The sequence below is a fragment of the Rickettsia philipii str. 364D genome (assembly GCF_000283995.1).
GTDB classification, from domain to species: Bacteria; Pseudomonadota; Alphaproteobacteria; order Rickettsiales; family Rickettsiaceae; genus Rickettsia; species Rickettsia rickettsii.
Genome location: NC_016930.1, coordinates 477,173 through 489,876, shown reverse-complemented (window position 1 = coordinate 489,876; position 12,704 = coordinate 477,173). Strand labels below are relative to the sequence as shown.

Below are 12,704 nucleotides of genomic sequence, written 5' to 3'. Positions count from 1 at the left end.
GTAGCTTGACCACAGGGTCCATAAAAACAATAAAAATACTAATATTATTAGTATTTTAAGCTAGATCTCGTGAATCAATCACGGGATGACAACTGTACTTTTCAAGTCACACAACAAAATCATCACAATCCATGATTTCTTTTTTTGAGGTGTTCAGGTTTTGGAGGAACAGGCGGTTTTTTAGATTTTGCCTGAACCTTTTTAGCCTCTAACGGCAATGCCAGATTATTCAATCTATTTAACTCTTTTGAGATTTGTTTTAACTGTTCTTGTACTTCTATCTTTAAAGGAGTATAAGAATTTTTCATTTCACTATTTATTATTGTGCCTATTTTCTCAAGATTTTCTTTAGAAATAGAATATGATTTTATACCTATATAATTAACAATCTTTGACCACCAAGTTTGTCCTTTATCTAATCCTTGATATATTACATCTACTAAATCATTTTTTTTGAATGTTAATATATAATCAGAAACTCCTTCTAAAGATTTAGATAAATGCCTTTTTATTTCTCCTTGTCTCTTATCTTCAATATTTACTTTTTTGTCTTTCTTGAGTTTTGTTATTGCTTTTTCAATTATTGAAGATATCTTAGTTTCTTTTCCTTCATGTGCTTTATTTTCTAAATTTGCTTTGGTATTAAAATTTATATTAGTTCCTATTTTAGCATCTACTAATTGTTTAGCATACTTACCGTTAGGATCTTGTATTTCTCGCTCTATCTCAGCGGATTTTAAACCTAATTTTGTATATATATCTGATTCTCGGAAAAGTGGAGCATATAATAAAAAATTAATACTTTGAGCTATTCTACTATCTATCAAATCTTTAGAATCTCTTTTGGGATAAAATTTTTCTTGTAAAATACTATAGTGATCTAATATTTCCTGTGTTATATCTTTTACATCAAGAGATTGTAATTCTCCTTTATCATTAAATTTTGCTTTCATACCTGAGCGTTTGGCTTCCAATAATAATATTTCTTGAAAAACTTTATTATTAGGAGTACGACAAACGAAATTAGGATCGTTATCCGGCATTAATTCATTTGCATTTTCCATTATTGCTTGATTGAGTTTATGTAATTGCTCTTTATTAAGTTTTTTATCTAACAAACTTATAAAAGCTTCTCTTTGTTTTTGCTTACTTGCAGTACTAAACGCCTGCTGCATCTTTTGCAAAACAACAAAATCAAAATTTTTGTTACCTATTTCTTGGATAACTAAATTTGCTAAATTTTTTGTTTCAGTATTCACTGTTTCTTTTTTATTTTTTGCAGCCATATTTAGTATTAATCTCACTTATAATTATTTAAATATTAATGATAGATTAAATTAATTTCTAGATGTTTTTACTATATTTATAATCAAAACTTTAAAACAGTATCTAGCAAGTCATACTGGTTCTGAGCTATTACCCAAAATTTCTATTGATTCTATTGTTTCATTATGCGATTGACTATGCATTACTAAATCTAAAATATTTGAAGATGCTAAATTGCTAATATAAACACCTTGTACATCATTTAATACATAATCAACCACTAATAATTTAGAATCAGCAGAAGTTCCATATAATGACATTTTTGCCTCAAATAATTTTTTAAATGTATCTAATTCAAGTAATTCTTCACATACAGCATGTTCTTTAATATCTCTACTTACAAATAAACTCATTATGCTTCGTGCTAAACTATTTTTAATATACAAGCCTTTTAAGCATTCAATAAAATGTTCAAAAAAATTTAGTTCTTCAAAAGGAATGTTGAAATCAGGTAATAATTCTTGATATAATTTTTGCTGCAATTCCTTTTTTTCAATTAGTTCTTCAAAAGGAATGTTGAAATCAGTGAACAATTCTTGATATAATTTTTTCTGCAATGCCTCCTCCTCAAACTTTTTCAAATAGAAATTATCAATTAATAGCTTGTACAGCTTAAGTATCACACTAGGAAAGTTAATTTTCAAAGTTCCTTTTTTATCAATTTCTACAGTAAACCTGTTTTCTTTTGCCTCTAAATATATTAGATCTCGAAATATACTATCCTCTTTTGTTCTACGAAGTAAAAAAGCTGTATCTTTAGAATCAACTAAATCTAAAGCATGTTTCATTATTGTTGCATTAAGCTCATGTAACATATTGTTAGATATCACCTCTGCTGCATCTGCTAGAAAAGATTTTTTATCATCTATTTTTAATTTCCTTAAATTTTCTAGAACTTCTAAAGTTATTTCACCTTGTTGAATTTTTTTAAGTAACTCATTGCTAAATTTTACTTCTTGATTTTTACATCCTAACCCGCCATAAACATTGCATCCTGATTCTTGCTTTTGAGCTAATCCAGTATATTCTTTTTCAATTTCTCTAGGTTTACTAATACAAGAGTTCATAATGTCTTTTAGCTTCATATAATTTATTCCTTAGATTTAATAAGGATTATTATATTTAGTTAAGAAATATTAACAAGTACTTTATAGAAGATTAAGATAAATTAATTTTTATTGAGAGGATGATGCAACAATGCTTTTTTGAGATGATTAGTTTGAAGATGAGTATATATTTGGGTAGTAGATATATCAGCGTGACCAAGCAGCTCTTGAATTACTCTTAAGTCTGCTCCGCCCTCAAGCAAATGACTTGCAAAACTGTGACGTAATATATGCGGAGAAATATACTCAGGGTTAAGTCCTGCATAAAGGGCAGCAGATTTTAACAGAATAGCAAAATTTTGCCTAGTCATATAACCCGCTAAAGCTGATGAAGGAAATAAATAAATTAGATTTCTTGGTTTAGCTTTATTCACAAAAACACCTCTAATTGCAAGATATTTAGCAATACTGATAACTGCCTGTTCATTTATTACTATGACTCTTTCCTTATTACCTTTACCAAGTACCGAAAATATTTTTCTTACTTCTCCTTTAGACGTTTTATTAGTCAGAATATCAGCAAGCTTAAGACTCACAAGCTCCGAGACTCTAAGACCGCTAGCATAAAGCAAATGAATCATAGCATTAAGCCTGATACCTTCAGGAGAATTATCTTGAGAGCAATGTTCAAGTAACGATTTAATTTGAGCTATAGATAATATTTCGGGAAGTTTATTTTGATATTTAGGCAAATCTACGTTAAGAACCGGATTAAACGCGGTATGGTTTTCGCTAATTAAAAATTCATAATAACTTTTTATAGTTGAGATTTTTCTGTTGATTGAGCGTGCTTGCAAATCATTACTTGCTAGATACTCAATCCAGTCTCTAATATTCTCAGTAGTAATATTTAATTCGGATAATTTGTGTTTAGCAAGATAATTTTGAAAATCGAATAAGTCACGCTTATAGCTAAGTATAGAATTTTTTGACAAGGCTCTCTCGGCTAAAAGCATTTCTAGGAATTGCGCAATAAATTCCATAAGATGTTTTAATTTCTATAATGGAGGCCAGGGTCGGAATCGAACCGACGAATAGAGGATTTGCAGTCCACGGCATTACCACTTTGCTACCCAGCCTAATCAGTGTCATACCACAATCCTATGTCATTCCCGCGAAAGCAGGAATCCATAAACGGATAATTGTATTTTTACTGGATTCCCGCTTTCGCGGGAATGACATAAATACTACCAACATCCATACAAAAAAGCAACTATTTTTATATTAAACTCCGAATCCTTGCAGGATATTTAAACGATTTATCCTTAATACAATTCAAGAACTGGCTAACTGAATCTACTATATCGTCATTTTTAATATGGGGAAAATTCAGTAATTCCTTTAAAATTATGCTTGATTGTTTAGGTATTAGAACACTAGCTGATTGCAATAAAGGAACTACCGAGGCGAATCTTGTACCTTTATCACAGCTTGGCTTAATCCCTATCACTCTAATATTACCACCTAAAAATCCTATATCTTGAATCAATTGTTGACCACTTGCTTTATCTTCGATTAATATAAATTTTGGCTGATATTCTCTAGCTAATTTTTCCGTCAAATTCTTAAGCTCAGGATAATTAATTTTTTTCCGTACTAATGATACTAGATAATATTTCTGCATCCCCCATATATTACAAACACTATAATCGGAATCTTCGGAACTCTTAATTGCCGTATCCCAGCTGTGCACAAAATAATCAAATCTTGAAGGTAGATTTTCATAAAATCTAATATCTTCCATATTCAGTAACGATTACCTTTGTGCTATCGGTTCTTGTAAATATTGAGCATTATCATTATAGCTACCTATTTCCTGCTCTAATTTCATTAAACAATCAGGAGGTTCTTTAATAGCTGTCTAATAACTTTACCACTAAGATATTGATATTCTTTATTCATTAATTTAAAGGAGTAATCTTGCATGCTAATCGCCGGAATTGTTAAATGATGCCATGAATTGCTATTATTAAGTAGATAAGCGGATAAATCATCCGTATGCAGACGCTGCATAACTAAAACTATCGCTCCCTTATTACGATTATTTAGTCTGCTAACAAAAGTTTGCTCAAACCAATCTATAAACTTTCTTACGTATTTTATAAGAATGAATTTGCGTGGGGTTATGAGGATCATCGATAATTAAGATATCACCGCCCTCACCTGTTGCCGATCCTCCAACCGATGTTGCAAATCTAAAGCCATTAGCTGTTGTTAAAAACTTACTTTTTTGATTATGGGGTTTACTAAGGATAGTACTTGAAGTTCTTTATACCAATCAGAATTTAAAATGAACTGACAATCTAGTGAGTGTTTAATGCTAAGTATTTGAGAATAGCTGGCAACCATAATCCTTTTGGTAGGATTAACCCCCAATAAAGAAGCAGGCCAAGCAACGCTAACACAAATAGATTGTAGTCAGCTCCTTGGCGGTATATTTTTTATTAAACGATTAATATCACCGCTTTGCACGGCATTTAAATAATCGGTAATTATTCTTATATGCTTACTTGGATAATACTCCGCTCCAGGATTAATAGTATTAAATTAATTATAAAACTATAAAAATCCTGTCGTAAAATAGAATTTAAGAGTTCTTTAGAGTGGAGCATATTGTACCTACATAGTCATTGCGAGGAAAAATTGTAAGTTTTGACTAAGCAATCTCAGGCAAGATTCCTGAGATTGCCACGCTCCTTGAAATCGCTTGTAATGACCTTAAAACCTTATCATAAATTATCATTGCCATTAATCCCCTATAGTATATAATTTTGAAAAATAATATATTTATCTATGAAATTACTAAAAATTATTTTTATCATTACTATATGCATTAATTTTCCTATATTCGCAGAAAATTTAGAGTCGGTTACTACAACCGAAGATATTGAAAATGACGTATTTATCCCTCTTGATGAAAATCATCCTATTTTAAATCCAAACGATAATATTAATGATAGTTCTGAGTTTAAAAATTATACAAATGGCAAAATTATTGCTCTAAATAACATTACTGCTACTTCTGAAGAGATAGATTTTAAAGTCGGGGAAGAAAAATATTTCGGTAATATAAAAATCAAATTGCACAAATGTATAAAAAACCTTGATCCATATAATGAAGATAATTATTTGTTGATGACCATAACGGAATATAAAATAGACGAAGATCCTAATTTACTCTTTCAAGGATGGATGATTTCTTCAAGCATTTCACTTTCAACGTTTGAACACCCAATCTACGAAATTTTTGCTAAAGATTGTTTTTAGATGCAATATTTAATTTCAAGTTTAATATTTTTAATTCCAAGCCTTGGGATGCTGGCGGGCTTATCCGCTGCAGCTACTGTTACAATTTTTTTGCTTATATCATTCCTGCGAGGTATTAATCGTCATTGCAAGCGCCTGAAAGGAGCGTGGCAATCCAGTAACAATGTCATACCGTGGCTTGACCACGGTATCCAAAAAATAAAAAAAGACTGGATCCCACTACAAGCTCACGGTATGACAATGTTATTCACCGCTTGGTGCTTTATATCTTGTTTATTCGCAATTCATCTTATTAATAGCTTAGCTACTTTTACTCAAGTTTTTATACTCGTATTTCTTGGCTTTGCAGTTAGTAATTCTGCTCCTTTTCAAAATCGCTTACAGCTTAAAAAAGCCTTAATATTCGGAATTCTCACAGCAATATTATTATTCTTCATCGAATATTCTTCTAATGGATTTTTAACAAGAATATTCAAAACTAGTTTTGGCTTATATATGCTAGATCGTGGTTGTGCTTTACTTTCAATTACCGCTTGGGTAGCGATTATAATTTTACTTTCTCACGGTAAAAAACGACATACCTTAATGCTATATATATTAGTACTTTATTTACTAAGTATTTCCGATAGTTTAGCAAGTTTTTTAGGCTTCGGTATAGGAGGAGTAATATTTATTTTAACAAGATTTATGAAGCCGATATTTTTCAAATTAATCGCAATAAGTTTAATTACCGGCTCGTTACTATTTCCTGTGATAGCTAAACAAATAGAACCACAAGATTTATCTGAAAAATATTTAGCTACACAACCTTCCGCTGCTCATCGTTTATTTATTTGGCATTTCGTCGCAAACAAAATCATTGAAAAGCCGATTTTAGGCTATGGCTTAGCTTCTTCTAAATATATCGAAGCTGGTGATAGTGAAATGATCGATTACAATGGAGAAAAATGGCATCCTTTGCCGCTTCATCCTCATAATAATATATTACAAATTACTCTTGAACTCGGTATAATAGGTTTAATATTATTTTTATGCTTAGTTTATCAATATCTCAAACAAATTAGTAATCTCGAAAATAAAAATTTCAAGGCAATTTCCTATGCATGTTTTATAAATTACTATATTATCGGCATGATTTCATATAATATTTGGCAAATATGGTGGATATCAAGCGGTATTTGGGTACTAGTTTTAATGAAGCTACTAGTTAAACCTGATATTGTCATTGATAATTGATGCTATTTGAGGTAAATATAGAGTTAAGTGTCATTAAATCTACGTCATTGCAAACAGCCGTAGGCTGCGTGGCAATCTCATCAAATATCCTGAGATTGCTTCGTCGCATTACTGTGCAATTCTTCTCGCAATGACGGAACAATATAATAAAAAACATATGCTACAAAACTTAGAACTTTTACAAGAATATCTACCGATTGCCATATTTTTCGGTATTGCGTTATTGGTTTCCGGTTTAATAATGATTCTACCTAACCTATTATCGACAAAAAAATATAATAAAGATAAGCTAGAACCTTATGAGTGCGGTTTTGAGCCTTTTAGCGATGCAAGATCAAAATTTGACATATGTTTTTACTTAGTTGCTATTTTATTTATTATCTTTGATCTTGAAATTGCATTTTTAGTGCCTTGGGCTATTAGTCTTAATACGATAGGTCAAATAGGCTTTTTCTCAATGATGTTTTTCTTATTCGTACTTATTATCGGGTTCATATATGAATGGAAGAAAGGAGCTTTAGACTGGTAGTAATATGAAAAATAATTTTTATCAAGAAGACGAATTATTAAGTAATGAGCTTTCTAATAGAGGATGCTTACTCACTAAAGTTGATGACGTTATAGGCTGGGCGAGAGCTAATTCCTTATGGCCTATGACTTTTGGGCTTGCTTGTTGTGCTGTTGAGATGATGCAGGCAGCAGCAAGTAGATATGATATGGATCGCTTCGGTATGTTATTTAGACCAAGTCCAAGACAGTCCGACCTTATGATAGTTGCAGGAACGCTTACTAACAAAATGGCACCAGCTCTACGTAAAGTATATGATCAGATGGCTGAACCTAAATGGGTGCTTTCAATGGGTAGTTGTGCCAATGGCGGCGGCTATTACCACTTTTCCTATTCGGTAGTGCGTGGCTGTGATAGAATCGTACCGGTGGACGTATATGTCCCTGGCTGCCCTCCTACCGCCGAAGCATTAATTTACGGGCTGATGCAGTTACAGAAAAAAATTAAACGCACTACAGGTTTTAAGTATGACGCTAGACAAACTCATTGAAAGACTTGCAGCTAAATCTAGCATTTTAATAACTCCGATCACGGTTAAAGATTACCTAGCTTATAAAATCGAGCCGAATTTTTTATTGCCGTTTTTAAAAGCTTTAAAAGAATCGGAAGAATTACGCTTCACTTTACTTACTGATTTATTTGGGGCTGATTTTCCTCAGAATAACGTAGTCAATTCAGTTGGGCTTGGCCACAAGGAGCAAGGCGCGAAGCCTATAACTAATAGGAGAACGACGAGCGACAATGTAGGCGAGTCCAAATCAATTGACTATAAAAGGTTTGAAGTAGTATATAATTTATTAAGCTTAAAATTAAATAAGCGTCTTATAATAAAAGTATATATATCTGAACAAGAAACTATACCTTCAGCAATGAGTATATTTAGTGCCGCTTGTTGGTATGAGCGTGAAGTTTACGATATGTACGGGGTAAATTTCGAGGGTAATGACGATAAAAGACGCATACTAACCGATTACGAATTTGAGGGGCATCCATTACGTAAAGATTTCCCGTTAACAGGCTATACACAAGTTAAATATGATGAGAACCTAAAGAAAGTAGCTTATGAACCGGTCGATTTAGACATAGAATATCGTGAGTTTGATTTTAGCTCGCACTGGCATAGCCCGAGTTATGTATTGCCAGGTGATGAGAAGGCAACCAATGTCATTCCTGCGAAAGCAGGAATCCAGAAATAAAATGAATGTAATCCTGTGACTTGATCGCGGGATCCAGAAAAAATACAAAAGACTGGACCCCGTGGTCAAGCGAACTAGGTGACAGTAGGAAAAATACTATGACTAACAACACCAAAACTATAACTCTAAACCTTGGTCCACAGCATCCGGCAACTCACGGAGTTTTAAGGTTAATCCTTGAGATGGACGGGGAAGTAGTAAATAATGCCGACCCTCATATTGGGTTACTTCATCGTGGTACGGAAAAGCTTATTGAGCATAAAACATATTTGCAGGCTATACCATATTTTGATCGTCTTGATTATGTTGCACCGATGTGTCAGGAACATGCATTTGCTTTAGCTGTTGAGTCGTTATTAGAATGCGAAGTCCCACGAAGAGCTCAGTTTATCAGGGTACTATTCTCAGAGCTAACAAGAATTTTGAACCATACTTTGAATATTGGCAGCCAAGCTTTAGATATCGGTGCTACTACTCCTTTATTATGGCTCTTTGAAGAGCGAGAAAAGATCATGGAATTTTACGAGCATGTTTCCGGCTCTCGTATGCATTCAAACTACTTTAGACCGGGCGGGGTTGTAGCAGATTTACCCGAAGGTTTACTTGAGGATATAGATAAGTTTATAGAACAGTTTCCTCCTAAACTTCACGATATTGAAAGTCTACTAAATGAAAATAGATTATGGAAACAACGTTTAGTAGATATCGGCGTTGTGTCTCAAAAAGAGGCAATGGACTGGGGGTTTTCAGGACCAATGCTTAGAGGTTCGGGTATAGCTTGGGATTTACGCAAGTCAAACCCTTATGACGTTTACGATGAAATGGACTTTAAAGTACCAATCGGCAAAAACGGTGATTGTTACGACAGATATTTCGTTCGTATGCTTGAAATGTACGAATCAATCAAGATAATCAAGCAATGTATAGAAAAAATGCCGAAAGGTGCAATTAAAACCGATGATCCTAAATTAACACCACCGACAAGAGCCAAAATGAAAGAATCTATGGAAGCAATGATTCATCATTTTAAGCTCTATACAGAAGGATATGACGTCCCAGCCGGTGAGACCTATAAAGCCGTAGAAGCCCCTAAAGGCGAATTTGGTGTATATTTATACTCGCGAGGAGGTAATAGACCTTATAGATGTCGTATTAAAGCACCCGGCTTTGCTCATTTGCAAGGACTAGATTTTATGTCTAAAGGTCATTTAATGGCAGATGTTATTACTATTATTGCCACGCTTGATATAGTATTTGGTGAGATAGATAGGTAATATATTTGTCATGCCGTGGGCTTGTACTTGCGTTGCTCTGTCATTCCTGCGAAAACAGGAATCCATAAAATAAAACTACAAAACAAAAAATATATTGGGTATATATATTATGCTCTAATAAGCATGGTACTTTATATATTGGTATTACTAATAATATAATAAGTCGTGCTTATGAACATAAACAAAAAATAATAAAGGTTTTACCTCAAAATATAATATTATAAAGCTTGTTTATACAGAAGAATTTACTGATATTCAAGAAGCACTTACAAGAAAAAAACTTGAAAAAATGGCAACGTAGTTGGAAAATAGAACTGATAGAAAAAACTAATCCTGAATGGACAGATTTAATTAAATAGTTCTACGGATTCCTGCTTGCGCAGAAATGACATAAAACTATACCATACTAAAAATATATGAATACAAAAATTACAAATTTTACATTTGATAAGAAAAATTTAAATCTAGCAGAAGAGATTATAAAAAAATATCCACCGCATGGAAAAAGAAGTGCAATACTTCCGCTGCTTGATCTAGCACAACGTCAAAACGGCGGCTGGCTACCTGTTCCTGCTATCGAATATGTAGCAAATATGTTAGCAATGCCTTATATACGGGCTTATGAGGTTGCAACATTTTATACTATGTTTAACTTAAAGCGAGTTGGTAAATATCATATCCAAGTATGTACTACCACTCCTTGCTGGCTGAGTGGTAGTGATGATATAATGAAAATTTGCGAAAAGAAATTAGGTGTAAAACTCAAAGAAACTACTGAAGATCAAAAATTTACTTTAAGCGAGATAGAATGTTTGGGAGCATGCGTTAACGCTCCGGTCGTACAGATTAATGACGATTATTATGAAGATCTAACTCAAGAAAAAATGGGGCAAATAATAGACAAGCTTCAAAATGACTAGAATCTTATTATTATTACTTAGATTTTATCAATATTTCATTTCTCCACTACTTGGCAATAATTGCCGGTTTCACCCCACTTGTTCTGAATATGCCAAAGAAGCTATATCAATGCACGGCAGCATAAAAGGCTTGTGGTTTACCTTTAAAAGAATCATCAAATGTCAACCGTTTTGCGACGGCGGATATGATACAGTTCCAATCTCTATAAAAAATTCTAAACCACTTAATAAAAAAATATAAATTATGTTTATTGTAAACCTTAAATATACCTTAGGCTTAGATCTTTCTTCTATTGAAAATTTATTACGCAACATAGAAAATGTTTAGATACATGTTATGATAAAGGACATTTTATTAGGTCCTATACATCCAAGAATTGGCGGTATTATTTTAGCTAATATAGAAAAACTAAGTCAGCTTAAAGATATATTAAGAGAAGATCCTTTTTATATAAATAATATATCTGAATATGAAATTACTAACTTCACTCCTACAAAATGGAATAAGAATTTAAATATTTTTTTTCAAAAACATGAATAAACTAATCCCTTTACCTCGTGAATTTTTTGCAAGAGATACTAATGTAGTAAGCACTGAGTTAATCGGTAAAACTCTTTATTTCCAAGGTAAAACAGCTATCATTACTGAAACTGAAAGCTATATAGGGCAGAATGATCCTGCTTGCCATGCAGCAAGAGGGCGGACAAAAAGAACGGATATAATGTTTGGTCCTGCAGGCTTTAGCTATGTCTATTTAATTTACGGAATGTATTATTGTTTAAATTTCGTAACCGAAGCTAAAGGCTTCCCTGCTGCGACCTTAATAAGAGGCGTACATGTTATTTCGCCTGAAAATCTATACCTCAACGGTCCGGGTAAATTATGCAAATATTTAGGAATTAATATTTCTCATAATAAATGCGATCTCATAAATAACAACGAATTTTTTGTCGGCGATATCGGCTTAAAGCTACCCTACTCTACTACTGCTCGTATAGGTATTACTAAAGGCACGGATAAATTATGGCGTTATGTTGTTACAGATATCACTAATTTAATCTCTCAATATAATGTACAGCCTTAATAAGGTCATATTGATTTACGGCAAAAGGACCTCGAAAAGGTTTGTCTAATATAAATAATAACAAAAGCATTGATGATGAAGTGATACAAACTAAACCAACCGAAATCTTATGTAAATAAAGCTTGGTGCCAAGCATACAGACAAAAATTAAATTAATAGCAGTCATTATACATACAACTATCCAATATTGAATATTTAAGGAAAAATAGGACATTTTAATCCTTTTATACCTTACTGTATAAAGCTCTTTTATCTCTTCAATGATTTACCTGCTTAGTCAATAGCTGCATTTGCTCGCGTGCTTTATCAGCTTTTAGTCTCTTATTAATATCTTGGAGGAAACTAAGAACTTCATGACCGATTTGCTTGCAGTCTTTCATTAATTGCCATTCACGCCGCATTACACCTTTGGTATAATTTTTAATATCTAGATAAATTGTAGGCATGGAAGGCAACCTACACTATCTGCAAGCCTCATCAACACTATAGATTCTGCTGCCACCCCTTCTTGTGCTTTATTAAAATTACCGAGTAAATAAATTAATACAAAACCGGTTGATACCGCATACATACTACCGACTACACCTGATAAAAACCCACCAAGACTTCCAAGCTCTTCTTTTTGAAAATTATTAGGAATAATGTATTTTGTTAAATATAAACATCCAACACAAAAACTCATCAAAACAATATTAGGAACGGTATAGATAAAGTCAATTATATGAT

16 protein-coding genes, 1 tRNA gene and 2 pseudogenes are annotated in these 12,704 nt (G+C 32.6%); 12 read left to right on the top strand and 7 right to left on the bottom strand.

Going from position 1 to position 12,704, the window contains the following annotated elements; genetic code table 11:
• Positions 1-122: 122 nt before the first annotated feature.
• The 6 genes from RSA_RS02505 to RSA_RS09390 all read right to left on the bottom strand — a co-directional run bounded on the left by RSA_RS02505 (position 123) and on the right by RSA_RS09390 (position 4,568).
• Entirely contained in the window at positions 123-1,286 is a 1,164-nt protein-coding gene (locus tag RSA_RS02505; RefSeq protein WP_014364627.1) for a DUF5410 domain-containing protein, read from the bottom strand.
• Between the two features lie 111 nt (positions 1,287-1,397).
• Positions 1,398-2,411 carry a DUF5410 family protein gene (locus tag RSA_RS02500; protein WP_014364626.1) on the bottom strand — a complete coding sequence of 338 codons (1,014 nt, stop codon included), beginning with the start codon at positions 2,409-2,411 and terminating at the stop codon, positions 1,398-1,400.
• Positions 2,412-2,494: 83 nt separating this feature from the next.
• On the bottom strand, positions 2,495-3,415 hold the full coding sequence (locus RSA_RS02495) for a site-specific tyrosine recombinase XerD (RefSeq protein ID WP_014363033.1): 921 nt from the start codon (positions 3,413-3,415) through the stop codon (positions 2,495-2,497).
• A gap of 21 nt (positions 3,416-3,436) precedes the next feature.
• Positions 3,437-3,511 (bottom strand) — tRNA-Cys (locus tag RSA_RS02490).
• Between the two features lie 140 nt (positions 3,512-3,651).
• Positions 3,652-4,176: a phage terminase large subunit gene (terL, locus tag RSA_RS09395; RefSeq protein ID WP_014364625.1), complete on the bottom strand. Its 525-nt coding sequence runs from the start codon at positions 4,174-4,176 to the stop codon at positions 3,652-3,654.
• 86 nt (positions 4,177-4,262) lie between these two features.
• A complete protein-coding gene (locus RSA_RS09390; protein ID WP_014364623.1) occupies positions 4,263-4,568 on the bottom strand; it encodes a hypothetical protein in 306 nt (101 codons plus the stop codon).
• Between the two features lie 220 nt (positions 4,569-4,788).
• Between RSA_RS09390 and RSA_RS09970 the strand changes: the two genes are divergently transcribed.
• The 12 genes and pseudogenes from RSA_RS09970 to RSA_RS02435 all read left to right on the top strand — a co-directional run bounded on the left by RSA_RS09970 (position 4,789) and on the right by RSA_RS02435 (position 11,978).
• Entirely contained in the window at positions 4,789-4,917 is a 129-nt protein-coding gene (locus RSA_RS09970; RefSeq protein WP_269208630.1) for a hypothetical protein, read from the top strand.
• Positions 4,918-5,225: 308 nt separating this feature from the next.
• Positions 5,226-5,699 carry a DUF2155 domain-containing protein gene (locus tag RSA_RS02475; RefSeq protein ID WP_004995979.1) on the top strand — a complete coding sequence of 158 codons (474 nt, stop codon included), beginning with the start codon at positions 5,226-5,228 and terminating at the stop codon, positions 5,697-5,699.
• Positions 5,700-6,935, top strand: coding sequence for an O-antigen ligase family protein (locus RSA_RS02470; protein ID WP_014364622.1), 1,236 nt, complete (start codon positions 5,700-5,702; stop codon positions 6,933-6,935).
• A gap of 157 nt (positions 6,936-7,092) precedes the next feature.
• Positions 7,093-7,464, top strand: a complete 372-nt coding sequence (locus tag RSA_RS02465; RefSeq protein WP_014362330.1) for an NADH-quinone oxidoreductase subunit A — start codon at positions 7,093-7,095, stop codon at positions 7,462-7,464.
• Positions 7,465-7,468: 4 nt separating this feature from the next.
• A complete protein-coding gene (locus RSA_RS02460) occupies positions 7,469-7,993 on the top strand; it encodes a NuoB/complex I 20 kDa subunit family protein (RefSeq protein ID WP_014364621.1) in 525 nt (174 codons plus the stop codon).
• A complete protein-coding gene (locus RSA_RS02455; protein WP_014364620.1) occupies positions 7,971-8,699 on the top strand; it encodes an NADH-quinone oxidoreductase subunit C in 729 nt (242 codons plus the stop codon). Before RSA_RS02460 ends, RSA_RS02455 begins: the two co-directional genes overlap by 23 nt.
• Before the next feature lie 98 nt (positions 8,700-8,797).
• On the top strand, positions 8,798-9,973 hold the full coding sequence (gene nuoD / locus RSA_RS02450; RefSeq protein ID WP_014364619.1) for an NADH dehydrogenase (quinone) subunit D: 1,176 nt from the start codon (positions 8,798-8,800) through the stop codon (positions 9,971-9,973).
• A gap of 89 nt (positions 9,974-10,062) precedes the next feature.
• A pseudogene (locus RSA_RS07335) lies at positions 10,063-10,332 on the top strand (GIY-YIG nuclease family protein).
• Between the two features lie 57 nt (positions 10,333-10,389).
• Positions 10,390-10,893: an NADH-quinone oxidoreductase subunit NuoE gene (nuoE, locus tag RSA_RS02445; RefSeq protein ID WP_014364618.1), complete on the top strand. Its 504-nt coding sequence runs from the start codon at positions 10,390-10,392 to the stop codon at positions 10,891-10,893.
• Positions 10,886-11,134, top strand: a complete 249-nt coding sequence (gene yidD, locus RSA_RS07330; protein ID WP_012262333.1) for a membrane protein insertion efficiency factor YidD — start codon at positions 10,886-10,888, stop codon at positions 11,132-11,134. The genes nuoE and yidD overlap by 8 nt, the downstream gene beginning before the upstream one ends.
• Before the next feature lie 96 nt (positions 11,135-11,230).
• A complete protein-coding gene (locus RSA_RS02440; protein WP_014364617.1) occupies positions 11,231-11,434 on the top strand; it encodes a hypothetical protein in 204 nt (67 codons plus the stop codon).
• Entirely contained in the window at positions 11,427-11,978 is a 552-nt protein-coding gene (locus RSA_RS02435) for a DNA-3-methyladenine glycosylase (protein ID WP_012150679.1), read from the top strand. The genes RSA_RS02440 and RSA_RS02435 overlap by 8 nt, the downstream gene beginning before the upstream one ends.
• On the opposite strand, the pseudogene RSA_RS10220 reads toward RSA_RS02435, so the two are convergent.
• Positions 11,944-12,660: pseudogene (locus RSA_RS10220) on the bottom strand (hypothetical protein). The gene RSA_RS02435 and the pseudogene RSA_RS10220 overlap by 35 nt on opposite strands.
• Between the last annotated feature and the right edge of the window lie 44 nt (positions 12,661-12,704).